Raw genomic sequence first — 26,404 nt, forward strand, 5'->3', positions numbered from 1 at the left:
ATTTAATGGAATGCAAATAAATCAAATGGTTAAAATATTGCAAAAAAATACATGGTTCCCGGCTTGAATTCCGTAACGTTTATTTTCTGTAAATTGTAAAGATAGATGACCGTCAACCTAAAACATTAGATGTGTCGACCCCTTATACGCCCGATTTAACGCCCGTCTGATTGAAAATACCTTTCGCCAACGCGTAAGAAAAGAGCCAATTCATGAAAAGAATCAGTAGCCCCGTAATCATCGTATTTGTGGCCGCCATTGTGTCCGTAGCCTGGTTTACCTGGAGTGCATGGATGTCTGACACCGATTCCCGGCATACGAACGCCAGTATAAGGCAAACATCGGAAAAGATCCGTCTGCTGGAGCAGATAGCTTTCCAGACACGCGCCCTCGAATCGGCCGTTCGCGGATATGTAATTACGGGAGACACCGGGTTTCTTGGCCGGGAAGATTTGTCTGAAGCCCGTATGCGTGCCCCTGTAGAGAGCCTGGCCATCCTCACGGCCGGCGATGCTGAAGCTACCGCACAAGTAGATTCATTACGTACCGCGGTTTACGAAAGGATGGTTTTCAGCCATTATATCGTACGTACCGCCCGCGAATCTTCCGTGATGGCCGGCGCCATGATTCAATCACGCGTGCCCGTTAAAGCCGATCCTCTCAGCCTGCTTACCAGCCGCATGCTTAATACCCAATATGAGCAACTGGAAGCACTTACCGGTCCCGGCTGGTACGACCGGCTGCCTTTCCTGCTTTCCATAGGCGGTGGCATCGTTATCGTATTAATTCTAACCGGAGGCCTTTTCGGTATCATGCGCAATGTCCGTAAAACCAGGGAGGCTGATGCCATCCTCCGTGCCAGTGAAGAAAAATACCGCCAGTTAATCGAAGATGCGGGGGTTACTTTATTCACCTCTAACCGTGGCGGGTATTTTACCTACGTAAACTCCAAAGCCCTTGACCTCACAGGCTATACGCCCAAGGAACTGGAAAACAAACATTTCACTCATCTCCTTGATTTTCCTGAACAGCAGGAACTGGGGGCATTTTATATGAACCAGGCTTTTGACGGAGACCGGGAAACCACAAAACGCTTTCCTATTCGCCGCAAAAACGGAGAAAAGAGATGGGTGGAACAGCATGTGGTACTGCTCCGGAAAAACGGGATATTCAGTGGCTACCAGTGTATCGTGAAGGATATTACCTTCGAAAAGCAGAAAGAAGACGAGCTGAAGAAAGCGCAGAAAGAAATGGAAACCCTCCATGAAAGGTTCGAATCAGTGCTTTCCAACACACCGGATATCATTTTCATCAAAGATACTGCCGGCCGTTATGTACTGGTCAACAAGCGCTTCCAGACCACTTTTGCCATCCTCCCGGAACAGATACTCGGCCGTACCGACCGCGACTTCCCGGATAAGCTGAGCGCAGAAACCAGTCAGGAAACGGACAGGAAGGTGCTGTTAAAAGAAGAAATGGTGGAAGTGGAAGACATGATCGTTATCAATGGAGAAAACCGCTACTTCCACATCGCTAAATTTCCCCTCCGCGATCCGAATGGGCGTGTTTACGGGCTTTGCGGGGTGGCTACCGATATTTCACAGCGCATCATCCGCGAACACGAATTGATTGACGCACGCAGGAAAGCCGAAACCGCACACGGCAGAATGGAACATTTCATGGCCAACATGAGCCATGAGTTGCGCACACCACTCAATGGCATACTGGGCTTTACCAATCTGCTCAGCGAACAAAGCCTCATACCCGAGCAAAAGGAATACGTGAAGGATATTATGGACTCCGCACAAAACCTGCTTGTGCTGGTAAATTCCCTGCTCGATTTCTCCAGTATCCGCGCCGGGAAGCTGCACCTGGAGAAATCTACCTTCGACCCCACCGGGGTTATCCGGCAAACTGTAGATCAGTATGGTATTCGGGCCAGCGAAAAAGGCCTGCGGCTGGAATGCGAAATGGAAGAGACCCTAAAGGTTCCTTTGCTGGGAGACCCTACGCGACTGCAGCAAATCCTCCATCACCTGATCGATAATGCTATTAAGTTCACCGATCAGGGAGCCGTTAAACTGGCCGTAAAAACTGCAGGAACGCAAAATCAGAACGTTACCCTCCGCTTCTCCGTATCTGATACCGGCATTGGCATCCCCGAAAATATGAAAGACAAAGTAGGTCAGGTATTCACACAGCTCGATGAAGGCGACCTCCGTAAATACGGTGGCATCGGCCTGGGGCTTGCGCTCACCCGGGAACTTATTGCGCTTCATAATGGAACTATCGATGTGCTCGACAATCCCGGTGGTGGCACCCTTATAGAGTTCTCCATTTCCTACCCGCTTGATGTGCCGGAAACCATCGCAGAAACGTTACCTCCGGTAACTGATGGACTGCTACTTCCACCACTCTCGGGTAAGCTTATTTTGCTGGCGGAAGATAATCTGCTGAATCAGAAACTAGCCCTCCGCACACTCAGCAGCGCCGGCGCTACAGCAGATCTGGCGGAAACAGGGGCCGAAGCAGTGGCCATGTACCGCCAAAAACCTTACGACTGCATCCTGATGGATATACAAATGCCTGTAATGGACGGGCTGGAAGCCACCCGCATCATTCGCGAAGCAGGTTCCCCCATTCCTATCATCGCGCTCACCGCCTGCGCATTAAAAGGCGACCGTGAGCGGTGCCTGCTGGCCGGCATGAACGATTACTTATCCAAGCCATTTATACCTAAAGATCTGTTCCAGCGTATTCTGGAAGTTATCGGAGAACGGTACACTGATGCAGCCCCCTTTATCAGCGAACCATGGGAAGAGCCTCTGCAGCCTTACCGGGTAGATCTCCGGTACCTGAAAAGCGTGGCAGAAAACGACCGTGAATATTTACTGGAAGTACTGCAGTCGTTCATTGACCGAACCGCAGGTATGCTGGATAACCTGCTTATGTCTGCCATTAGCGGGGAATGGGACGATGTCAGCCGCCACGCCAGCCTGCTGAGAAGCAGCCTTATGGTGGTACGCATTCATCCGCTCAGCGATATCGTTCTTCAGATAGAACAGGATGCGCGCTCACGTTCGCAGCTGGACATGATACTGCCCAACATTCATTTAGCCATAAATCAATACAAGGAGGCCCAGGCAGTACTGGAAGATGAAATCAGGAAGCTTTAAGCTTTGGGGAGGCTGAACCAGAAGTGGCTGCCGCGGCCGGGTTCACTTTCCACGCCTATACGGCCGTTCTGGGCTTCAATAAACTCACGGGCTATCGCCAGGCCCAGCCCTGTGCCTTTTTCGCCCTCAGCTTCCGGCACACGAAAGAAACGTTCGAATATCTTTTCCCGGAAAGTAGCGTCTATTCCTTTACCATAATCGCGGACAGAGAAGCGCCAGGAATGCCCTTCGTCACTAACCGTCATATCCACTTTACTTTTGGGCGGGGAATAGCGGATAGCGTTGGTAAGGAGGTTTACCAGGACCCAGGCGCTTTTTTCTGCATCCGCCAGCACGGGGGCAGCGTTCTCCGGTATTACCACATTTATTTCCACCTCTTTCCCCGAAGCCTGCCTGGATACTGTTTCCATGGCATAACGTAATATATCAGCAGGCGATACCGGCTGCACCTGCAGCGGAATATTGCCGCTTTCGGCACGGGAAAAATCGAGCAGTTCACTAACCATACGTATCATCCGGCGATTATCTTCCCGTATACCTTCCACCAGTTCCCGCTGTTCGGCAGAAAGGGGGCCGGTGCGGGCATCGTCCAGCAGCTTGAGGCTGAGATCCGTAGCGGCAAGCGGGGTTTTCAGTTCGTGGGAGATGGTAGCAATGAAATGTGTTTTGGCGAGATCCTGCTCTTTGAATGCGGTGATGTTCCGCAGTACGATAATGTGCCCTATGATTTCACTGTTGTAAACGATATCGGCAGATTCTCTGAGAAAGAAGTTTTCCTTGCCTTCCGAAACGATTTTAACGGGAGCAGGATTTTTGTCGTGGAGCAAATGGCGGAGCAGGTCATTATGACGAGCCGCCTCATCTGCCGGTTTACCCACCAGCGAAGCTTCGGGGAGGCTCAGGAGCTGAAGGGCTTCCGCGTTAGCAAAGAGGATGATGTTTTTATTATCAAACCCGATGGTGGCATCTTTCAGGCTGCTGATCACCGCTTCGGCACGTTGCTTTTCGAATAAGATGCGGGCCAGATTGCTATGCTCATACTCGTTTAGCCGCCGCGCCATAATATTGAATGCTTCTGCCAATTCACCGAACTCATCTCCGGAGCGGAAGTGCAGCCTTTGCTCATACTTCCTGTCTGCTATCTGCCGGATACCTTCCGTTAGTTCATGAATAGGGTTGGCAATATATCCCGGGAAATTATACACGAAAACGATGCCCAGTAAAAAACAGAGCCCGCTGATGATGGCGATGTACATTAATGCCTTATCTGCCGCTTTACGGGTTTTGTCCTGTTTGGACACGATGGCTTTCATGTTTACATCCATAATACCGGCAAGGCTTTCGCGCATGGCTGGCAGCTGTGCCGTATCTCCATTCCGGAAAGCATTGAACTGGCTGCGCAGGCTTTGGGTATAAATGGCTTCCCCCGGCTCAGTCACATTCTTCTCCTGATTTACCAGGGCGGATTCGAAGTTTCGCCGCACAGAATCGCCCTGCTGCCAGTGTTCCGCGGCGCGCAACATAATGCCTGCATATTCCACAGACTCGTAGTTATCTTCCAGAATGGCGGCGGCAGCGCGGTTTACTTTGTTCAGGTAATAATATCCCAGCACACCTACCAGGAGGAGCATGGCGAAGAGGAATAGCACCCCGGCCGCGATTTTCGTTTTTAGCCTAAGCCTTGTCATGACAAAATCACCAGGTCTGTTTCGTGAGCGGATAAAGTTTTCAACAACTGGTTAAAGATATTGGTTCTCAGTAAGATCCCGAAAAGTGAAATATGGGGTTTGCCGATACAAACGGTCGTAATGTCTTTTTCCTTCGCAATATCCATAATAGCTTCTGCCACATTGGAATGTTGCACCTGTATTACTTCGGCCCCCAGTTCCGTGGCCAGCTTAAGGTTGTTGATAAGATGCCGCTGCACGGCCAGATTAATACGGCCGGTACTTTCCTTAGGGGTTTGAACGTACAGTACATACCAATCGCCATGGTAATATGCGGCAAGGCGGGCCGTTTTGCGGATCACTTTCTTCGCCACTTCTTCGTTAGAGGAAATACAGGCCAAAAAGCGCTCATGCCGCATCTGCCGGTTGCGCGGCACTTCAGTCACTACCTTCCTTTCTACCTGGGAAGCCACCTCCTTCAGGGCCAGCTCCCGGAGCTGCAGGATCTTTTCGGACTGAAAGAAGTTAGTCAGGGCCGTTTCTACTTTCCCTTTATCGTATATCTTCCCTTCTTTCAGGCGCGTGATAAGCTCATCGGCCGTAAGGTCTATATTCACTACTTCGTCAGCAATCTGGAGCATACTGTCGGGAACACGCTCATGTACATCCACCCCGGTAATTACTTTCACCTGGGAGTTGATGCTTTCCATATGCTGTATGTTGACGGCGGAAATGACATTGATCCCGGCCTGGAGCAACTCCAGCACATCCTGCCAGCGCTTTTCATTACGTGACCCGGCTATGTTGGAATGGGCAAGCTCATCCACCACTACCCATTCAGGCGAAAGGAGAAGGATGGCGTTGAGGTCCATTTCATCCAGCAGCTTTCCTTTGTAAAAGGTTTGCCGCCGCGGAATGATGGGTAATCCGGCTACAAGGGCTTCAGTTTCCTTCCTGCCATGCGTTTCAATATACCCGATCTGGATATTAACGCCATTGCGCAGCATGGCATGCGCCTCCTGCAGCATGCGGTACGACTTCCCCACACCGGCACTCATACCGATGTATATCTTGAATTTACCCCTTCCCGGATGCCCGGGATGCTGGATTTGTCGTGCCATGATAGAAAAGTGCGGAACCTCTGAGGGCTCCGCCTTGAATTTTTAAAATGAAAGCGCCAGCGATGTGGCGATGGAAAAGTTTTCTTTCCGGGCGGTTTCGCCTTTGGTAAATATCTCGTCTTTGCTATTGTACATTTTGCCTTCCAGCCTGAACATGACCTGGCTTACGGGAGATATATCAAGGTTCAGTGAGTAACCGCTGGTACGGAAGCCGTTTGGTGTACCGGTGGAAACGATCACGCCATCAGCATCATTGTAATATTCGTAACGGCCGGCCATCGCGATCTTATCAGTGAAGGCGTACCGGGCGATGAGGATAGGTGCATACCATGCATTCATACCATCCTGCCCTTTTACTTTCTTTTCCGCACCGATATCGAACCCGGCAATAAGGCTGAATTTACTTGTGATGCCGAACGTACCGTAAAGGTCGCTGAAATAACGCATCTGGCGAACGGAATCGGGCTTATCGTTACCGCCGAATGTGCTCCAGTTGAGGGTTACCTTACTATTTGGTTTGAAGGTAACCTGCGTTCCGAAGGCAGGCGTCTGGTTACCATCCGGGCGTTTGATGCGCTGCCAGCCATTGAGGTACATGGCTGCAAACGACCATTTATCATTTGGCGCCCAGCTGATTTTAGCACCGGCTTCGTAGTAAGGCGAGTTTTCTGCCATAAGGCTGCGGGTAAGGGTATAGCAGTCTTTCCCGATTGCACTTTCAAAACCAATATGAGAAGGCATGATACCGGCATCTACCCAGAGGTTCTTCCCGATACGAACACCTACATTGGCTTCGTATACATAGCGCAGCAATTCCTGCTCGGAAGCCAGGTTATACTGAGCATAGGTACCTGCCATGAGTCCAACGTTTCCCCGCACGCGGTCGGTCGAATAATTGACTTTCAACAGCGCCAGGTTCAGGTTCAGTTCATTGTGGCGGTTGTGGCTGTACAGGAACCCGGGGCGCTGGTGGCCTTCAGGCTGATTGAAATCGTACGCATAATAGGCTTCGGCATAGCCGGAAAATGTGAGCTTCGGCTGCTCTTTGGCAGGCGCCTCCTGTGCGGAAGCCTGCATGCAGGCCATGGCGGCTACTGCAAAAAGGGAGATTCTTTTCATGAGATTATTGTCGGAAAAATTTGTACTTGAAAGTCCTGTTCCGGGTGCGCCTACCGGCGTTGATGCACCGGCACGGCGCGAAAATGGAACAGTAAGGGTTTCCACAGGCATAGGTTGAGGGCTATTTTATTTCGTCCAAAGCTAAATTTAATTTCAACACGTTTACAGTAGCCGGTCCAAACATTCCTGCAAGTGGAGCCTTCGTTTGTTCGTTTACGAGATCACGCAGTTTTTGTTCAGGGATGTTGCGCAGCTTTGCGATACGGGGTACCTGAATGAGTGCCCCTTCGGGAGAAAGGTGCGGATCGAGGCCGCTCCCGGAAGCGGTTACCAGCTCCGCCGGAATATCGGACCGCTTTACGCCGGGGTTATGTACAAGAAAGGTATCGATCCTGTCTTTCACCACCTGCAGGTAATCAGGGTTGGATGGCCCCTTGTTAGACCCTCCTGAGCCTGCGGAATTATATCCCACCGCGCTGGGCCGGGACTGGAAATAGTTATCACCCGTAAACTGCTGTCCTACATTGGCGTAGCCCACTACAAGACCATTCTTCTCAATGGTTACACCGTCTCCCTTACCAGGCGCCATTTTCGCGATGCCCGCGATCATCAGGGGGTATATGCCGGCAGTGAGCAGTACCAGTACGAGGGTCAGTTTCAATGCCGGGAAAAAATATCGTTTCATGTTCTGTTCAGTTTAAAAGAATAATGCAACTACCATATCTATCAGCTTGATGCCAATGAAAGGCACCACCACACCGCCAAGTCCATAGATCACCAGATTCCTGCGCAGCAATGCGCTGGCTCCTATAGGCTTGTATGCCACCCCGCGCAATGCCAGCGGTATCAGGAGGGGGATGATGATGGCATTGAAGATCACCGCACTGAGGATGGCCGTTTCCGGGCTGTGGAGGTTCATGATATTGATGCCCTGTAACGCCGGTACCGACAGGATGAAAAGCGCCGGAACGATCGCGAAATACTTGGCCACATCGTTAGCGATGGAAAAAGTGGTAAGTGTACCGCGCGTCATGAGCAACTGCTTCCCGATCTCCACGATCTCAATGAGCTTGGTAGGGTCGTTGTCGAGGTCCACCATGTTACCCGCTTCCTTCGCGGCCTGTGTGCCGCTGTTCATGGCCACGCCTACATCGGCCTGCGCAAGAGCCGGGGCATCATTCGTACCGTCGCCCATCATGGCCACCAGCCTGCCTGACTGTTGCTCTTTGCGGATGTAGGCCATTTTGTCTTCTGGCTTCGCTTCCGCTATAAAGTCATCCACACCGGCTTTATCCGCGATGAATTTGGCCGTTAGGGGGTTATCGCCCGTTACCATCACCGTTTTAACGCCCATTCTGCGGAGCCTTTCAAAGCGTTCGCTGATACCGGGCTTGATGATATCCTGCAGTTCAATAACACCTGTTACTTTATCGTTGACAGACACTACCAGTGGTGTACCCCCGTTCCCGGAGATCTTCTTCACCATCTCCGCCGTATCTGCCGGGAAATCGTTCCCGGCTTTGGCGCTCAGGTTGCGGATGGCATCAAAGGCTCCTTTGCGGATGCGGGTACCGTTGCTCATATTGATGCCGCTGCTGCGGGTCTCTGCCGTGAAAGGCACCAGCTGCGCACCGTTCAGGCTCAGGCTAGAGGATACTTCCCTGCCGGCCAGCTCCACGATGGATTTACCTTCAGGCGTTTCATCGGCCAGTGAACCCAATACGCTGTAACGGATGAACTCTGCCGTATCGTAACCATTAGTGGGGTAGAAGTTGGTAGCCTTTCGGTTACCGATGGTGATGGTTCCGGTTTTATCCAGTAGCAGCACATCCACGTCTCCTGCAGTTTCTACTGCCTTACCGGATTTGGTGATCACGTTGGCACGAAGGGCACGGTCCATCCCCGCGATACCGATGGCAGACAGTAGTCCGCCGATGGTAGTGGGGATCAGGCAAACAAACAGGGAGATGAAGGCCGCGATGGTGATGGGCGTTTGTGCAAAGTCTGCGAAGGGTTTCAGCGTCACACATACGATGATGAATACGAGGGTGAAGCTGGCCAGCAGGATGGTGAGCGCTATTTCGTTGGGCGTTTTTTGCCGCGAGGCGCCTTCTACCAGTGCAATCATTTTATCGAGGAAGGATTCTCCCGCGCCGGCGCTTACCCGCACCACAATACGGTCGCTCAGTACTTTGGTACCCCCTACCACGGAGCTTTTATCGCCGCCGGCCTCCCGGATAACGGGGGCACTTTCTCCGGTGATGGCAGACTCATCGATGCTCGCCAAACCCTTCACAATCTCTCCATCGGCAGGGATCACATCGCCGGGTTCGCAAACGAACAGGTCGCCTTTATGGAGTTGGGAGCTGGGTACTACTTTTATTTCATCTGTGAAGATTTCGCCAACTGCCAGCACCTTCTTAGCCGGGGTATCTTCCCTTGTTTTGCGAAGGCTCTCGGCCTGTGCTTTACCACGTGCCTCGGCAATGGCTTCGGCGAAGTTGCCAAAGAGAACGGTGAGCAGTAATACGATAAACACCGTGAGGTTGTATCCAAACGAGCCTTGAGAGGCATCGTTACTGAAGGCGGTGTAAAGAGTTACGATCAGCATCACCAGCGTACCCAGCTCCACCGTAAACATAACGGGGTTGCGGATCAGGAGGCGAGGGTTCAGTTTCACGAAGGATTGCGAGAGGGCTACCTTCACCAGATCGGCCGGAAACAGTTTATTATCTTTTGTTTTCATTTTCTTAAGCATTTGCTTTCGTTAGTACAGGGAAAAATATTCCGCGATGGGGCCGAGGGCCAGGGCAGGGAAGAAAGCCAGCGCGGCAATGATGACGATAACGGCGAAGGTCATAATACCGAAAGTGGCCGTATCCGTCCGCAGTGTACCTGCAGATTCGGGTACGTGTTTCTTCGAAGCCAGAATACCTGCTATTGCTACCGGACCGATTATGGGGAGGAACCTGGACAGGATCAGTACAAAACCGGTGCTTACGTTCCAGAAAATGTTGTTATCCGTCAGTCCTTCGAACCCTGAACCGTTATTGGCAGCGGCAGAGGTGTATTCGTACAGCATTTCCGAGAATCCGTGGTAACCGGGGTTATTCAGCCAGGCGCCCGGCTGGGTAGCCCATCCCGCACCCCATCCATGTGCAATGGCAAATGATGAAAGCGCAGTACCGGCCAGTATCAGAAACGGATGCAGCAAGGCTATGATCGCAGCGATTTTCATTTCGCGCGCTTCTACTTTATGGCCCATGAATTCGGGCGTGCGGCCTACCATAAGTCCGGAGATGAACACGGCAATGATGATGAAGATGAAGTAATTGAGAATACCCACACCACAACCACCGTAGAAGCAGTTGGTCATCATAGCGATCAGTTGCATCATGCCGGTCATGGGCATGGTACTGTCATGGAATCCATTTACAGAGCCGGTGGACACAATGGTAGTGATGGTACTCCAATATGCAGTAGCAGTGGGTCCGAACCGGACTTCCTTGCCCTCCATGGCACCCGTTGCCTGGGAAATACCCATTTGTGAAATAGCCGGGTTACCTCCAACTTCGGATATAATGGTTGGGATCAGTAGTGCCAGCATACCGGCGGTCATCACACCAAATATGACGTAAGCGAATTTCTTGCGCTGAATGAAAAACCCGAGTGCAAAAACCATTGCGATGGGAATAATCAGCTGTGCAATAGCTTCGGTCATATTGGTGAGGTAATCCGGATTTTCCAGCGGGTGGATGCTGTTAGCGCCAAACCAACCGCCACCATTGGTGCCGAGGTGCTTGATCGCAATCATTCCTGCTGCCGGCCCGCGGGATACCTGTACGGTATCGCCCTGTAAGGTTACGATCGTGTCTTTCCCCGCAAAGCTGGCCGGTGTACCACGAAATGCCAGAATACCGGCGATCACGATACAGATGGGAAGTAATATGCGGGTGGTGGTTTTAAGGAGGTGATCCCAGAAGTTGCCCAGCTGTGAAGTGGTTTTCTGGCGAAGCGCTTTAAATACCGCTACCAGCGCTGCAATACCCGTAGCTGCGCTTACGAACTGTAGGAATGTAATGACAAACAGTTGCGTGAAATACGTTACCCCGGATTCGCCGGAATAGTGCTGCAGGTTGCAGTTTACCAGGAAGCTGATTGCCGTGTTGAAGGCCAGATCAGGAGTTTGACCTACGTTTTGGTCAGGGTTAAGGGGGAGTTTGTCCTGGAAAATCAGGAGAAAGAAAGCATACACGAACCACAGCATATTGATGGTCAGTAAGGCTTTCAGGTGCTGCTTCCAGTTCATTTCCTCTCTCGGGTCTATACCGCAGAACCGGAAAATCCCGCGTTCCAGTGGCCCCATAAAATCCAGGAGCGTCCGCTGTCCCGCAAAAACTTTTGCGATATAGCGGCCGAGGGGAAATGCAATCAGGAGGGTGATGGCATAAGTGGCAATAATGCCTAAAAGTTCGGTGTTCATGTAAGAGAATTATTAACTCAGAATTTTTCAGGTTTCAGCAACACGTAAACCATGTAGCAGAAAACCAGCAGGGATAAAATGAAGAGTGCGTTCATCATGGCTTTGCGTTTTAAATCTTGTCGAAATAATCTACCGATGCAAAAAACAGCCAGAAGCAAATGAGCCCGGCCAGCAGTAACAGAAGGATCAGCATTGTGTATTGTTTAAGATGAATTGACGACGCACGTTTTGCAGGGATACGGGCAGCAGTGATTTTACGGGAGCGTTCAACAAAGGAGACAGGCCGTATAAAAACACCGACTCAATAGCATTGCGCAACAGATGGCTGCCATTTTTGTACAATACGCCGGCCATAGAAAAGCACTTCCGGATTTCGGGAAGCTCTTCGTTGCGGATCATCCGCCGGGTATAAGCTGTAAATGCCTGGATAATTTTTGCCGGCGCCCCTATACGATCGGCCTCCGTTTGGAGACCGGGGATCTGTTGCGCCAGCAGGAGATGGATTTTAGCATCCGGTAACATGATAAGTGATTTTGCACTCTGTAAACCAGCAGGATGCCAAACATTACAAACCCATCATAAGCGCATCATTTTCAATAAAATAAGAAACCGGCACACCTTTTCAGACGTGCCGGCACCATGCAAAAACGGAAGGGTTGTTTGCAGAAACAGGGTATAACCCGGTTAGCGGATATTATATTCTTTGATCTTGTTATACAGGGTGGTAAGCCCGATCTGAAGCATTTCTGCTGCCCGGGTTTTGTTACCATTCACGGCCTGCAATACCCTGGCAATGTGTTTCTTTTCCATATCTGCGAGGCTTAGCGGGGCAGGGCCATCCGCTTCTGTATGGGAAAATTCAAGGGGAAGCATGTCAGTATCCAGCTCCGGCCCGTCGGCAAGGATCACAGCCCGTTCGATTACATTGCGAAGCTCCCGGATGTTGCCGCGCCAGTGGTGGTGCTGGAGCGCTTCGCGGAAAGCAGGCGTCATACCCGTGATGCGCTTATTATTCTTCGGACTGAGCGTGGTAAGGAAATACTCTGCAAGGAGGGGAACGTCCTGCCGGCGATCGTTCAGGGATGGCAGTTGGATCTGGAAGGCGGACAGCCGGTAATAGAGATCAGCCCGGAAAGTCCCTTTTTCGGATTCCTGTTCCAGGTTACGGTTAGTAGCGGCAATGATGCGGATATCTACTTTCACGGGTTTAGCATCCCCTACTTTATAGAATTCCCTTGTTTCCAGCACACGCAACAGCTTAGCCTGCAGATCGAGCGCCATTTCCCCGATCTCATCGAGGAAAATGGTTCCGGTATGCGCTTCTTCCAGAAATCCTTTCTTGTCTTTAACCGCTCCGGTAAAGGCGCCGGCCTTATGGCCAAACAGTTCGCTTTCGAGTATTTCTTTCCCGAATGCGCTACAGTTTACAGCTACAAAAGGCTGTGCGGAGCGCGCGCTGGCCCGGTGTATGGCCTGTGCGAATACTTCCTTTCCCGATCCGGTTTCACCCAGCAGCAGCACGGTGGCATCGGTAGCAGAAACTTTACGGGCCAGGTTCACCGCCTCGAGTATGCGGGGAGATTTACCGATGATCTGGCTGAAATCATGCTTGCCTCCCAGCTTTTCTTCCAGCGAGCGCACGCGTGATTGCAGGCGGGCTTTATCCATCGCCTTACTTACCAGTGGCAGGATGCGGTTATTGTCATCACCTTTGGTAAGGTAATCGAATGCCCCGTTCTTGATTGCCTGCACCCCATCTGCGATATTGCCATATGCGGTTAAGACGAGGATTTCGGTATCGGGGTAAGCAGATTTCAATTGTTGGGTAAGCTCCACGCCATTGGCATCCGGGAGCTTTACGTCGGAAAGCACTACATGCACTTCGGATTTCTCCATGACTTTGCGGGCCGACCGGGCATCCGGGGCTTCAAGGATAGTATAACCTTCCAATGCCAGCAGCCGGGCAAGCAGTTTCCGCAGTTGTGCTTCATCATCAATGATAAGGATCGTTCCCTGGGTCATGGGAGCAAATGTAGCGCAAAAAAACCGGGTCAGGCATTCAGCCCTTCCCGGTTCGTTCCCGTAAATAGATGGGTATTGCCTTAACCGGCATTCTCCGTTTGCTGATTTCTTTTCACGGCAATGGCGCCAATAAGAGCACCCAAAACGCCGAGGGTAATATTTGCGAACAGGACGTTGGTTACCATAAAAATCCAGAATCCCTGCCGCGTTTGTATACTGTATTCATTGATGCGTGCCTCTTCAGTAGCAGTATTCAATACCGCCGGATCAGTAGGCACTGTTACCAGGTGGAATAATAGTGTAACCGTGGCTATCATGATCGTAGCCAATACTGCCGTGATCAGCCCGGTAAGCCCCAGCTGGTATAATGAGGCACTTCCACCGAGGGCACCATTGGCATGTATTACTGTGAGCATTACACCAATAAAAATGATACCACTGATAATGTAACCGGTCCAGAGGTCAGAGAACCAGTGCGTGAGGTAAAAAACGCCGGCCAATCCTATACAAATGGCCGTAATGATGAAGGCGTATACCCAAACCAGCCTGAAAATTGAACGTTCGGCTTTTGCCATAGCTTTGCGGATTTGGTGAACAATAGCCGTTTCCGGCTTTTTCTGTATTCTTTCATCCAATTGGCATGCCATTGCAATATTTTCAACAATAAAAAACGGGCAGAAACCTTTATCTACTGCCGTTTTAGCTATTCTCCGGTTACTTTCAGGATAGCTTTCAGGTCGTTCTTTTCATTGAGGATATTGCCCCACAGGTCGCCCTTTTTGTCCAGTCTCTTCCCGATGTTGCCCATGTGAAAATCCGTCATCTTCAATTTCTTATTCACCTCTTTCCACTCCAGCGGGGCTGATACAGTTGCGCCGGGTTTAGGGCGTACCGAATACGGAGATGCGATCGTCTGCCCTTTTGAATTCTGCAGAAAATCGATATAAACTTTCTTCTTCCGTGAAGCTTTGGCCCGAACCACACTCGTTGTTTCGGGAAGCAGGGTATTCACTTCCCGCGCCACAAACTCTGCAAACAGCCTGCAGGTGTCATAAGGATGTTTAGCCCCGGTTGGAATGTAAATATGCAGCCCCCGCGATCCGGAAGTTTTTACAAATGAATTAATACCCCGCTCCTCCAGCACTTTCCTTACCGTATTTGCGGTATCCACCACATGTTCAAAAGCAATATTATCCGGATCGAGATCAATCACAATGAAATCCGGATGATCCGGTTTCCGGAGCCTCGACAGCCAGGGGTTGATCTCTATACATCCGAGATTTACCATCCAGGCAAGTGTAGCAGCATTGTTGCATACCAGATAGTCGATCATCCTGTCGGTTGAATCGGAGTAAACCTCCGTGGTTTTTAACCAGGAAGGGATGGTTTTAACATCGAGATCCTTCTGATAAAATGCCTGCCCCGAAATGCCGTTGGGGAACCGGTGCAAACTCAATGGCCGGTCTTTGAGATGGGGGAGAATATAATCCGCTACAGAGAGGTAATAATCTACCAGCTGGCCTTTCGTGATCTTTTCTGCCGGCCAGTAAAGCTTTTGCTGATTGGTGAGCGTAACGTTTTTGCCGTTGAGGCTGATCGTCTTCTCCTTATCGGATGAATCGGGCGGGGGGGATGCTTGCTTTGATGGGCCGGACTTTTTCATGTTAACTGTTTTTGTTGCAGGCGCATGTTTAGGGTTTTCCCGGGTTACGGATTTTGCGGGTTTATCGTCGCGCAGGGCTATGAAAATGGGCTGGCGGAGATGGCCATCGTTCGTCCATTCTGCGAACTTCACTTCACAAACAAGTTGCGGCTTTAGCCATGTAACTGGTGTATTGGTTTTAATTTTTGATGCGAAAGGCGATTTATCAGTTTCCAGCTGCTGCAATCTGGTATGCAGGGTTTTCAATCCGGTGTCATTAAAGCCTCCGCCACAATGCCCTATATATTGGAGCTTATCCTTTTCATATACCCCGAGGATGAGAGCACCGATGTTCTTGCGGCTTCCCCTTGGCGCGGTGTAACCGCAGATAACGGCTTCCTGACGGTTGAGCACTTTCACCTTAAGCCAGTTGAGCGACCTGGCACCTTCAGCATAAGTACTCTCCCCATTCTTCGCAATTACACCCTCCCAGCCGGCCTTTTTGGCCTTTTGGAACTGCTGTATGCCTTTCTCCTCTACGTGCCCGGAAAACCGCACCGCAGGGTCATCCAGGCGCATTACGATTTCTTTCAGCAATTCTTTCCTTTCGAGGAGTGTCAGATCTTCCAGCGGGTGCCCGTCGAGGTAGAGTAAATCGAACACCATGTAGGTTAAATTACCTTTCTGCGTGGTTTTGTAATTCTGAAGGGCCTGGAAATCCGACTTTCCACCTGTACCGGGAACGATGATTTCTCCATCCAGCACTACGTTGTGGGGAATCTTCGCTACAGCATCTACAATGGGGGCATATACTTCATTGAAAGACAACTTATTACGGGAAAGCAACTGTATCTCCCCATTCTTTACCCGGGCAATAGCACGGTATCCATCCCATTTATTTTCAAATATCCAACCGGGGCGGTCGAATGGTGCGTCTACAAGCGTAGCAAGCATAGGCTTGTAGAATTCCTTCATCCGCTCACTTTCCGGGGCTTTTTTTTTGACTGTAGGGGTTGATTTTGTGGCTTTCTTAGGCGTTGCTGTCTTTTTAACGGTAGTTTTCTTTGGACCGGCGGCCTTCTTTACGGAGGTTGCAGCATCAGGTTTTACATTATGCGGGCCTTTACCTTTATTTATGATCGTTTTAGGGGTATGCTCCTCACTATCGTAAGCATCGTGAACCGCATACTTATCGTTATGCTTGATGAGCAGCCAGGCATTCTCTTCCTTACCGCCACGCATTTTAACGAGGGCAAATTCTCCTTTAAGCTTCTTCCCATGGAGAACCACTTTCAGGCTGCCGGATTTCCATTCAGCCAATGCTGCTTTATCAAACGGTTTCCCATTACTTTCCAGTAACTCATAAGTGCCTTTATCCCAGATGTAGACATATCCCGCACCATAATTGCCCGGCGGAATTTCCCCCTGGAAATCTTTGTAGTCATAAGGGTGGTCTTCTACTTCCATGGCCAGCCGCTTGTCTGCCGGATTGAGTGATGGCCCCTTAGGCACGGCCCAGCTTTTCAGCACACCGTCCATTTCCAGCCTGAAATCGTAGTGGAGGCGTGTGGCATGATGCCGTTGAATCACGAAGATGTGCTTCGTTCCTGCTGCTTTGCCGGAAACCGGCTCGCTCGTTTTTTTGAAGTCTCTTTTCTTCTTATACTGCTGAAGGGTCATGATACACGCTTTTTAGGTCCAAGGCTGGCTTTCAGTTGTTCGAAAAGATCCGTACTCTTTGTACCGGTAACTTTCATCTTCTTCACCACCGCACGTTTACCGGCAGCTTTAGCTTTGATGATCCGCAGCAGTTCTTCCCGGTAAGTGTCTTTGTATGCTGTAATATCGAAGTCTTCCGTGTAGCTTTCAACCAGCTTTACTGCCATATCCAGTTCCTTTTTAGGAATGGTCGTACTATCGGGTAGTTTCAGCTCATCGGCCTCCCGCACTTCTTCCCCGAACCGGAGGCGGTGGAGCATGAGGTAGTCGCCATTTGCGCGAACTATCGACAAATGTTCCTGTGTACGAAGTACGAAAAGCGCCACCCCAACTTTACGGGTCTTTTCCAACGTTTTTAACAACAATTGATAAGCTTTGCCGCCTCCTTTATCTGGCTCGATGAAGTATGCAGTTTCGAAATACACGGCATCGATCTGGTCGGTTCCGGTAAATGACGATATTTCGATGATCTTGCTTTTCTTGGGGCTTGCATCTTCATAGTCATGCTCATCGAGCACAATGTATTTGTCGTTGTAATTATAGGCTTTAACAATGTTCTCCCATGCTACTTCCTTCCCTGTTTTCTCGCTTATGCGCTGGAAACGGATTTTGGAATGGTCTTTCTTATCCAGCATATCCAGGTCGAGGCGGCTTTCCTGGATAGCGCTGTATAATTTAACGGGAATGTTAACGAGGCCGAAGCCTATGCTGCCTGTCCATATAGCTCTCATAACGGATAGTGTTTAGTTCTACAGTACAACAATCATTATACCATGGTAGTTGCATAAAAAAACCGTTCCGGGAACGGAACGGCCTTGTTTCTTCATATGCATAACTATCGGGGGAATTTGTTCAAATGAGATTTGATCGCTTTAAAAACCTTCCGCCAACAATCAGGCCATTTTTTTTCGCAGTGGCATAGCTTTTGGGTTTCATCAGTAAACAAATACGACTTTTATGGAAAACCTTAGAACAGATAAACCCGGCGAAATGAATACCCTCTCTCAGGTAATGGCTAAGCTTCATTCGAAAGGCTATGACAATGAGTTTAAAATGAGTGACCATGGCAGAATGCAGCCTGTAGATGGTGATGAAATCTATAATCCTGATGATCTTATGATTATCAAGACTTACCGATTCGAAGGCGAATCCGACCCTTCAGACAATTCAGTGTTGTACCTGCTGGAAGACAAGAATGGCAAGAAAGGGTATGTCATAGACGCCTATGGGGTATATACATCGCATGACGAAGCAGGATTCGATGAATTCCTGCAGAAGATACCGGTCGAAGATCGTGAAGAACAACAGATCTTCGGCGGGCTGTGATGGATGATTTTATGAAAGAAACGGCGGTACCTGTTATGGGTTCCGCCGTTTTTGTGTATGATGGTCCTTCAGGATTTTCAATAGTAGTTTTTCATCCACATTCCGTCCGGTGTACTGCCCCATTTCGCCCCTTTCGAACAGGTCGGTAATTGCGGGGTGGACGTAGTACTTTTTACACACTGCGCGGGTATTCCCCAGTTTCCGGGCTACCTGGTCCAATACTTCCACGACTTTTCGTTTACCCTCCGCAGCAGATGCTGCCGTTTCGCAACCTGCCAGCAGATGTAAGGCTTCTATGGTTCCGGCCCATGTCCGAAGATCTTTACAGGTAAATTCTTGTCCGGTGATATTTTTAAGATAATCATTGAGCGCGCCGGAGTCGAGGCTTTTCACCTCATTGTTTTCGTAATACTGGAAAAGCTCCTGTCCCGGGATATCGCGCACTTTGCGGAGAAGCCTGGCAAGAGCGGCATGCCTCAGCTCTATTTTGTGCTCAACGCCTTTTTTACCTTTAAATCTGAATAGCGCCGAATGGCCGTTAAACTGTACATGCCTGTTGCGGAGGGTTGTAAGTCCGTACGATTGATACTTCTTCTCATACTCAGCATTTCCAACGCGCATAAGTGTTTCCTCCATCACCCGCATAGCGATGGCGCACACTCTTGGCAGGTCCAGCTCCTTACGCCGCAGATCATTTGTTACCTGCCGCCTGATTTTAGGGAGTAATTTCCCAAATTCCAGCAGGCGGTAAAACTTAGTTTCATTACGGATTGCAGCCCAGCGGGTGTGGTAGCGGTATTGCCGGCGACCCATGGCATCATTTCCAGTGGCTTGTAAATGACCGTTTGCATACGGACAGACCCATACGTTCTCCCAGGCAGGCGGGAGCACCAGGCCACGGATGCGTTCCAGTACGGCTTCATCCGTAATGCGCTTCCCCGAAGCATCCGTATAATAGAAATTACTGCCTTTACGCATGCGGGTAATTCCCGGCGATCCCGGGTGTACGTAGCGAAGTTTTGCAGCTTGTGCCACTGCCGGCGCATCAGCCGTTAACAATTTCTCCTCCATTGGGGTGTAATATTTGACCTGTTATATAGCTCGCTTCTTCAGATGCCAGAAACACATAACACCCCGCCACTTCCCTGGGCTCTCCGGCGCGCTTAAGCGGCGTATCAGAACCAAAGTTGGCGACATGGTCGGGGGGAAATGTGGCAGGGATCAGCGGGGTCCAAATGGGGCCGGGGGCTACCCCGTTCACACGAATCCCCTTATCTGCCAGCATCGATGACAGTGAGCGGGTAAAAGAAACTATTGCGCCTTTGGTTGCGGCATAATCAACCAGGTGTGCACTGCCACGGTAGGCGGTTACTGAAGTGGTGTTGATGATACTGCTTCCCCGGGCCATATGCGGAAGGGCATAGCGGGTGAGGTAAAATTGCGGGAATATATTGACGGAAAACGTTTTTAACAGCTGTTTTGCGGTTATCTCACCTATCGACTTCTGAGGATACTGCACGGCAGCATTATTAATGAGTATATCGATACGGCCGAATTTCTTCACTGTAAGTTTTACGATTTTCTCGCAATGCTTTTCCCTGCTGATGTCTCCGGGAATAAGAAGTGCTTCACGCCCCCGTTCCATTACGCCCTGTGCAGTGGCCTTTGCATCTGCTGTTTCATCGAGGTAGGCAATGGCAACATCCGCTCCCTGCGCGGCAAAAGCCAGGGCTATGGCGCGTCCTATACCACTATCGCCCCCGGTAATGAGGGCTACCTTATCCTGCAGCCTGCCACCCGGAGCAGCTTTGGGAGCGGCTTCCGGCAACGGCTTCATTTTATGTTCCATCCCCGGCTGCCTGAGCTGCCGCTGCGGCGGACGAAGGGTTCTCTTCCTGCTGGACTTTTGCATACACTGAATGTTCGGTCAAAAAAAAGGCTGCTGCACTTTCATGCAGCAGCCTTGTATCGCTGGTGAATTAATCTTCCGCCAGCGCTTCCTCATTCACTTTCGATTCTGCGATCTGAGTGAGGAGGGAATCTGCTTCTTTTTCTTCGCTGAGCGTTTGTTCGAGTATTCCGGCCGCCTCAGAATGGCCCATTTTATTTGCGAGCGTGCGGAGGCTGCCATAAGTCGCAATTTCGTAATGCTCTACTTTCTGCGCGGCAATGATCAGGCCTGCATCAAGTACGGAAGAGGGATCTTCTTCACTGATAAGCTCCTGTGCTTCTGCAACAAGGCCTTCCATGGCTTCGCATTTTTTACCAACGGCACGTGTGCCCATTAATTCAAAAATCTCTTCCAGTCTGCTTACATGGCCTTTAGTGGTTTCGAGGTGATCTGCGAAGGCATCCACCAATTCCGCAGTTGAAGCGGCTTTAGCCATTTTGGGGAGTGCCTTCACAAGGTGCTTTTCAGCCCAGTAGATGTCTTTCAGCTCGTCCATGAATAACTTATGGAAAGGGGAATTTTCCATCCCGCTGCCATTGCCGCGCGAAGCGGAAGTACGTGCAGCCGGAGTTGATTTCTTCGTAGTGCCGTTACTGCGGCTACTGCCATTCGATTTAGCAGCGCTGCCGCCGCGGATCGTTTTGGTGTTCTTCGTTGCCATAATGTGTGTAGGTTTTTACTATTTGTTAGGAAAAGGAAATCGATCCCTTTTGTCAATAATACTTTGATCCTTATCCTCGCGCTGGCCAATGATGTCGGGGGATTGCTCTTCAACATCGTTGTTCTCCTCGCTCTCGGGGATGTCAGGCTTGTCCTGATGTGGCCCTTTTTCAGGTTTTCCCTGTGGTTGTCCCTTTTCGGGTTTATCCTGTCGGGGTCCCTGCTCTGGTTCTGATTGCGGATCACTTGGTTTGCGGTCGATCTCTCTTTTAGGGATCTCTTTTGGAATATCAGGGTTTTGCTTATCGGGCTCCTGGCCCAGGCCTGGTTTTGGCTGGCCACCACCCTGCCCTCTGTTTTCGTCCGGAGCCTGCGGCCCGGGCGGAGTTGGATTGGGACGGGTATTCTTATCGTTCTCGTTTTTCATGCCTGGATGTTTTTAAGGTTTACGATCTTTCTTTTAACTATCCAAACAACATTCCAACCAGAGGCATATGATTTGCGTAACAGGGCTGGAACAACAATATTAACTGCTACAGGAAATACGATCAGATACCGACACTGCAGTTTGAATCAGGGGGTTTTCGTAATTTGGGGGATGTACCGGCCGGAAAACTGCGGCTTTCCTCCGATGCCCATGTAGAAGGGAGTTTTCAGTATGGGGAAAATCTTGCACATCCAAAACCGGCATCCATAAACAGTTTGAAGGAAATGCATATTAGCATACATAAGAAAATACGGGTGGGATTTTTTATCGCTTTCACTGCAATTATCGGTGCAAGCGTTGTATCGTACCTCATCGCCAAAAATCTCATGCACAATGCTTCCCGCCTGCAACATGCGGTAGAAGTATCCAAGCGCCTGGAGCACATCTCCAGGCACCTGAAAGATGCTGAGGCTGCCATCAGGGGGTTCAATATCACCCATCAGCAGGAGTTCCTCCATCCCAGCATGACCGAGCGAAGCAACCTGATTGAAAAAGAATACCGGAAACTTCGTCAGATCATCGACGATCCCCCGCAACAGAGAAATCTTGACACCCTCAAGCAATTACTGGACATCAAATACGGGCAACTCGTTACTGGCGCCACTGACCCTAACCAGGAAATATCCGTAAAGGAAGGAGAAATGGCTATGGACCTCATAGATCGGAAAATGCAGGATATGATTGATATTGAGGAGGTTCAGCTAACTGAAAAGTCGCGGTTGTTCCAGTTTTTCTCTAATCTGTGGATTCCGGTTGTTTTCATCATTTCACTGATCGCCATCATAATCGGCATATATTCTTATGTAACCCTCAACCGGGAATTCCGCCTCCAGCTCCATATTGAGTCGAGGATGCGAAGTTATCAGCGTGAGTTACAGGAAAACATCAACCTCCTCAACAAATCCAACCAGGAACTCGAACAGTTCGCCTACGTTGCTTCTCACGATCTGCAGGAACCCCTGCGGAAAATATCCACTTTCTCCGACCGGCTTCTCCTCAAATACCGTGATGAGATCCCGCCGGAAGCAGGACAGCTGATCGACCGGATGGTATCAGCAGTAGGCCGGATGCGGGTACTCATTAATGATCTGCTCATTTTCTCCCGAGCAGGTCGCATCACCCCCGATACCATCGCTCAGGTAGATCTCAACGAACTCCTCCGCGATGTACTGGGTGATCTTGAAGTGTCGTTGCAGGAAAAAAAGGGGACTGTTCAGCAGGACCAGCTCCCCGTTATCGAGGGCATTGATACCGGGCTACACCAGCTGTTCCAGAACATCCTCTCCAACAGCATCAAATTCGCCGACCCTGAGCGGCCGCTGGAAATTTCCATCACCGGCCAGATACTTTCCGGAAAAGATGCCGGCGTACCCAGCGAAAAGAAGGCAGATGAAAAATATATCCGCATCCGCGTACAGGATAACGGCATTGGATTCGATCAGGCCTATGCCGATCGCATCTTCCTGATATTCCAGCGCCTCCATGGCGTCAGCGAATATAAAGGCACAGGCATAGGACTGGCTATCTGCAAAAAAATCGCGGAAGCCCACCAGGGTTATATTTCTGCAGAAAGCATCCCTGGTGAAGGTGCCACATTTATTATTACCCTTCCGCTTAAACAATTAAGGGAAGATTGATTTTTTTGAGCATGTTTCTTGCTGATAAGCAGAAATACTATGAACCATAATATGAAAGAATCCCGCAAACGCATCCTGATGGTAGACGATGATGAAGATGATTTCTTCCTTGTTTCTACTGTACTGCAGGATGTAGCTCCCGACCAATATGACCTGACCTGGGCTTCTACCTATGATAAAGCACTTGAGGCCATCGGCCGCAAGGAACATGATCTTTACCTGGTGGATTACCGCCTGGGGATGCATACGGGTATTGATATACTGCGGCATTTCCAGGAAATCGGATACGAGGCTCCCGTTATCATGCTCACCGGCAAAGGAGATTACGCAATCGATAATGAGGCGATGATTGCCGGGGCTACCGATTACCTTGTAAAAGGGGATATTACCGGTCCTGAGCTGGAACGCGCTATCCGTTACGGCATTACTGAGTTTAAACACCTGCGGGCTATCGCAGAAAACGAGCGAAAGTACTTTGGGATATTCGAAAAAAGTCACGATATCATTATCCTGGCTAATTGCGACATGAATATCATCGACGCAAATCCCAATGCCCGGAAAAAAATACAATACTCCCGCGAAGAGCTGTTGGTAATGAACATGAAAGATCTGTTCTTCCAGGAATCGGATGCGAAACGGTTTTTCGAAGAAATCTGTACTGAAGCCGCTATTGTTCAACAGGAATTCACTTTCCGTGATAAATCAGGAAAGAAGCTTTCCGTTCTCGTAAATGCTAATAAGCTGGACGAGCAGCTGGGTACGTTTCTTTGTGTGGCAGAAGATATTACAGATAAAAAGCGGGAGGAACTGGAGAAAAGGCAGCAGGAGAAGTTCGTAATTTCCGGCCGCATCGCCCGTGTAATCGCACATGAGGTCCGCAATCCGCTCACCAATATCATTCTCGCCGTAGGGCAATTCAGGCAGGAAGAAGTACCTGACCCTGACGATACCAATCTTTACCTTGATATAATTGAAAGAAACTGTACCCGTATCAATCAACTGGTCACGGAGTTACTGCAATCTACCCGCATGATGGAATTGCATCTGCAGGATCACAACCTGAATGATTTGACCGGCAGTTCTCTGGCACTGGCAACTGACCGCCTTCAACTCAATGGTATCAGGTTAAATCTGGAACTAACTGATGAAACTATAATGCTGACTGCAGATGAGGAAAAAATACAGATTGCCCTGCTGAATATCTTCATTAATGCCATTGAAGCCATGACTCCCGGAAAAGGCGTTCTTACCATCAGTACCTACCGGGAAGGCAAAGCAGCCATTATTCGCATACAGGATAACGGTATGGGGATTCCTGAAGAAAACAAGGCCCGCCTGTTCGACCCCTTCTTCACCTCTAAAACGAAGGGTACCGGCCTGGGGCTTACATCTACCCAAAACATTATTATTAATCACAAAGGGCATATCCAGGTGGAAAGCGCCATGGGAGAAGGCACTACTTTCATTATTACCTTACCTGCCAATTAAACCTGCTTACCACGACTTTACCTGCTTTTCCCCATTACGACTGATTGTGGTAAATGAAGTTTTAAAGCCCGTCAACCAGCGCGCCTTATATATTTTGGCGCCCGGCAACCGTATGATGGTATTGCCCTTCAGATCCTGCACCTCATCGGTCCACCACTGTTCTTTAGGTAATGTGACAATTTTCGGAAAGCCTTCCGGGGCTTCAGAAATGCTCTTTATGTTACGGACAGTTTTGCCGGATATGGGGTGGAAGGAATTATCTTTTATGTGAAACTCCAGCAAAGTATCTACTGTGGTGAGATAGAAAATGTCCTGCCTGGAGCCATATATCATATCATGTGCACCATGCCCCGGAATCTGAACTGAACCCGCCGGCACCAGATCTGCCACATCTTTCCGCTTATCTTCCCTGTAATCATACAGGAAAATCTTATCAGAGCCGGCAATGTAGAACCTGTAATCATAGAAATTGACAGCATGGCCATCAGGCACTTTAAAGGTCTTACGGGGGCGTTTAGGGCGGTATAATGATGTAGTGTCGTATCTGAATACCGTAGACTGATTGCCGGTACTGGAGGCTACCACAAGGGTATTTCCCGGCGCAATGTCCAGCGAATGTGGATTGCCGCCTACGGAATCGTACCAGAGCGTTTTCGCATCACTCAGCCTGATAATTGCAACTCCGCCACCGGAAGCACATGTGAGAATGTACTTACAATCTCGGGAAACTTTCACTTCGCTGGGGTTACGAAACCATTTACGGTGCGCTTCCGGGATATCGGCCGCACGCCATTCGCGGATCAATTCTCCTGATGGAACCAGCATCAGCATAATACGATGTTCCGACTGGTCGGTGACCAACATGGGATAGTTTGCCGGATGTAAGTGAAGGGCAAGAAAAATAAAGATGGCATTCATGGATTGAATTAACGCAAAAAGCAGGGAAAATGGAAATGTAATACCATTTACTCCTGCTTTTCACTGAAGTGGGGCGCTAAATATTTTTTATGCAGCCCTTCCGCGGATAATATTGATAAGAATGGCAATGATGGCCAGCACCAATAAAGCATGAATCAGACCACCGGCGGAGTATACGAAGAAACCAAGCAGCCAGCCAATAATCAGTATTACTGCGATGAGATACAATAAGGAGTTCATATCATGATTGTTTTTGGTTCATAATTATAGATGTAAAATTCATGCCAGCGCGTAAACAACTGTGGGAGAAGCGGATGGATGAGAATTGTGCCCCGATATATGTAGACGCGTTTCCCCAAGAGGGGCGCCTTGTCAGCAAATCATCTGCACTCTCCCCTGAAAACCGGCATGGCAGCCTTTTTGGATGTTACTTACTGAACTTTAGTATTACATCACTATAAACAAAAAAGAGTAATCATGGAACATGCTACAAAAATTGCGGCCATAATAGAGGATCTCGTGAAGATCAATAACGACCGGATAGAAGGATATGAAAAAGCTGCCACTCAAACCGCCGAAGGCGATCTGAAGCAACTTTTCGAAACGATGATAGCCGACAGCAGGCAAAACGCAACTGAGCTGAATACATATCTCCGTGATCTTGGGGAAGAACGCGAAAGCGATTCCACATTTGCCGGGAAACTTTACCGTACCTGGATGGATGTAAAAGTTACATTTGGAGGTGGTGACCGCCGCGCAATCCTTGCCACCTGTGAATATGGTGAAGATGCTGCCCAAAAGTCATATAATACGGCGCTGGAGCAAGATTTCCTGCCTGCAGACATCCGCCTCATTATTTCTAATCAACGCGCGCAGCTTCGCCGCTCCCACGATCAGATACGCCACCTGCGTGACCTGGAAACAGTTAATAAAAGCTAGTATCATAAACTCTTGATACAAATAGAAAGTCCCGGCTGATGTAGCCGGG

Annotated in this window: 22 protein-coding genes; 5 read left to right on the forward strand and 17 right to left on the reverse strand. The window is 49.7% G+C overall.

Annotated elements, in window-relative coordinates; genetic code table 11:
* The first annotated feature begins 212 nt into the window (after positions 1-212).
* Positions 213-3,176 (forward strand): PAS domain S-box protein, encoded by a 2,964-nt coding sequence (locus tag DEV76_RS04500; protein WP_109695572.1) that lies wholly within the window; start codon positions 213-215, stop codon positions 3,174-3,176.
* Here the strand turns inward: DEV76_RS04500 and DEV76_RS04505 are convergent.
* The 11 genes from DEV76_RS04505 to ku form a co-directional block, all read right to left on the reverse strand.
* Complete coding sequence (locus tag DEV76_RS04505) at positions 3,173-4,825, reverse strand: ATP-binding protein (RefSeq protein WP_232826877.1); 1,653 nt, start codon at positions 4,823-4,825, stop codon at positions 3,173-3,175. The two genes, DEV76_RS04500 and DEV76_RS04505, sit on opposite strands and share 4 nt — an antisense overlap.
* Before the next feature lie 35 nt (positions 4,826-4,860).
* Positions 4,861-5,964: a universal stress protein gene (locus DEV76_RS04510; protein WP_109695576.1), complete on the reverse strand. Its 1,104-nt coding sequence runs from the start codon at positions 5,962-5,964 to the stop codon at positions 4,861-4,863.
* A 42-nt stretch (positions 5,965-6,006) separates the two neighbouring features.
* Positions 6,007-7,083, reverse strand: coding sequence for a porin (locus tag DEV76_RS04515; protein WP_109696640.1), 1,077 nt, complete (start codon positions 7,081-7,083; stop codon positions 6,007-6,009).
* Between the two features lie 121 nt (positions 7,084-7,204).
* On the reverse strand, positions 7,205-7,768 hold the full coding sequence (locus DEV76_RS04520; protein ID WP_109695578.1) for a K(+)-transporting ATPase subunit C: 564 nt from the start codon (positions 7,766-7,768) through the stop codon (positions 7,205-7,207).
* Positions 7,769-7,780: 12 nt separating this feature from the next.
* The gene (kdpB, locus tag DEV76_RS04525; RefSeq protein WP_109696642.1) at positions 7,781-9,829 is read right to left on the reverse strand and encodes a potassium-transporting ATPase subunit KdpB; all 2,049 of its coding nucleotides are present in this window, start codon (positions 9,827-9,829) and stop codon (positions 7,781-7,783) included.
* Positions 9,830-9,850: 21 nt separating this feature from the next.
* Positions 9,851-11,566, reverse strand: coding sequence for a potassium-transporting ATPase subunit KdpA (gene kdpA, locus DEV76_RS04530; RefSeq protein WP_109695579.1), 1,716 nt, complete (start codon positions 11,564-11,566; stop codon positions 9,851-9,853).
* A 186-nt stretch (positions 11,567-11,752) separates the two neighbouring features.
* A complete protein-coding gene (locus DEV76_RS04540) occupies positions 11,753-12,088 on the reverse strand; it encodes a DUF7674 family protein (RefSeq protein ID WP_109695583.1) in 336 nt (111 codons plus the stop codon).
* 162 nt (positions 12,089-12,250) lie between these two features.
* Positions 12,251-13,588, reverse strand: coding sequence for a sigma-54-dependent transcriptional regulator (locus tag DEV76_RS04545; protein WP_109695585.1), 1,338 nt, complete (start codon positions 13,586-13,588; stop codon positions 12,251-12,253).
* 80 nt (positions 13,589-13,668) lie between these two features.
* A complete protein-coding gene (locus tag DEV76_RS04550; RefSeq protein WP_157962716.1) occupies positions 13,669-14,163 on the reverse strand; it encodes a hypothetical protein in 495 nt (164 codons plus the stop codon).
* A gap of 128 nt (positions 14,164-14,291) precedes the next feature.
* Complete coding sequence (gene ligD / locus DEV76_RS04555) at positions 14,292-16,910, reverse strand: DNA ligase D (RefSeq protein ID WP_109695589.1); 2,619 nt, start codon at positions 16,908-16,910, stop codon at positions 14,292-14,294.
* Positions 16,907-17,680: a non-homologous end joining protein Ku gene (gene ku, locus DEV76_RS04560; protein ID WP_109695591.1), complete on the reverse strand. Its 774-nt coding sequence runs from the start codon at positions 17,678-17,680 to the stop codon at positions 16,907-16,909. The genes ligD and ku overlap by 4 nt, the downstream gene beginning before the upstream one ends.
* A gap of 226 nt (positions 17,681-17,906) precedes the next feature.
* On the opposite strand from ku, the gene DEV76_RS04565 reads away from it, so the two are divergent.
* Positions 17,907-18,275: a hypothetical protein gene (locus tag DEV76_RS04565; protein ID WP_109695593.1), complete on the forward strand. Its 369-nt coding sequence runs from the start codon at positions 17,907-17,909 to the stop codon at positions 18,273-18,275.
* Between the two features lie 33 nt (positions 18,276-18,308).
* Here the strand turns inward: DEV76_RS04565 and DEV76_RS04570 are convergent, their stop codons facing one another.
* From DEV76_RS04570 to DEV76_RS04585, 4 genes are all read right to left on the reverse strand, one after another.
* Positions 18,309-19,346 (reverse strand): DNA topoisomerase IB, encoded by a 1,038-nt coding sequence (locus DEV76_RS04570; protein ID WP_109695595.1) that lies wholly within the window; start codon positions 19,344-19,346, stop codon positions 18,309-18,311.
* Positions 19,321-20,187 carry an SDR family oxidoreductase gene (locus DEV76_RS04575; RefSeq protein WP_109695597.1) on the reverse strand — a complete coding sequence of 289 codons (867 nt, stop codon included), beginning with the start codon at positions 20,185-20,187 and terminating at the stop codon, positions 19,321-19,323. The genes DEV76_RS04570 and DEV76_RS04575 overlap by 26 nt, the downstream gene beginning before the upstream one ends.
* Before the next feature lie 67 nt (positions 20,188-20,254).
* Positions 20,255-20,887, reverse strand: a complete 633-nt coding sequence (locus DEV76_RS04580) for a YciE/YciF ferroxidase family protein (protein ID WP_109695599.1) — start codon at positions 20,885-20,887, stop codon at positions 20,255-20,257.
* 18 nt (positions 20,888-20,905) lie between these two features.
* The gene (locus tag DEV76_RS04585) at positions 20,906-21,313 is read right to left on the reverse strand and encodes a hypothetical protein (protein ID WP_109695601.1); all 408 of its coding nucleotides are present in this window, start codon (positions 21,311-21,313) and stop codon (positions 20,906-20,908) included.
* 284 nt (positions 21,314-21,597) lie between these two features.
* Between DEV76_RS04585 and DEV76_RS04590 the strand changes: the two genes are divergently transcribed.
* Together DEV76_RS04590 and DEV76_RS04595 are read left to right on the forward strand one after the other, a co-directional pair.
* Positions 21,598-23,010 carry a sensor histidine kinase gene (locus DEV76_RS04590; protein ID WP_157962717.1) on the forward strand — a complete coding sequence of 471 codons (1,413 nt, stop codon included), beginning with the start codon at positions 21,598-21,600 and terminating at the stop codon, positions 23,008-23,010.
* 39 nt (positions 23,011-23,049) lie between these two features.
* Positions 23,050-24,498 (forward strand): hybrid sensor histidine kinase/response regulator, encoded by a 1,449-nt coding sequence (locus DEV76_RS04595; RefSeq protein ID WP_109695604.1) that lies wholly within the window; start codon positions 23,050-23,052, stop codon positions 24,496-24,498.
* 6 nt (positions 24,499-24,504) lie between these two features.
* On the opposite strand, the gene DEV76_RS04600 is transcribed toward DEV76_RS04595, so the two are convergent.
* Together DEV76_RS04600 and DEV76_RS04605 are read right to left on the reverse strand one after the other, a co-directional pair.
* Complete coding sequence (locus DEV76_RS04600; RefSeq protein WP_109695606.1) at positions 24,505-25,416, reverse strand: DUF6528 family protein; 912 nt, start codon at positions 25,414-25,416, stop codon at positions 24,505-24,507.
* Between the two features lie 87 nt (positions 25,417-25,503).
* The gene (locus DEV76_RS04605; RefSeq protein WP_109695608.1) at positions 25,504-25,656 is read right to left on the reverse strand and encodes a lmo0937 family membrane protein; all 153 of its coding nucleotides are present in this window, start codon (positions 25,654-25,656) and stop codon (positions 25,504-25,506) included.
* A gap of 237 nt (positions 25,657-25,893) precedes the next feature.
* Between DEV76_RS04605 and DEV76_RS04610 the strand changes: the two genes are divergently transcribed.
* Positions 25,894-26,355 (forward strand): PA2169 family four-helix-bundle protein, encoded by a 462-nt coding sequence (locus DEV76_RS04610; protein ID WP_109695610.1) that lies wholly within the window; start codon positions 25,894-25,896, stop codon positions 26,353-26,355.
* The last annotated feature ends 49 nt before the right edge of the window (positions 26,356-26,404 follow it).

The sequence above is a fragment of the Chitinophaga deserti genome (assembly GCF_003149455.1).
GTDB lineage: Bacteria > Bacteroidota > Bacteroidia > Chitinophagales > Chitinophagaceae > Chitinophaga > Chitinophaga deserti.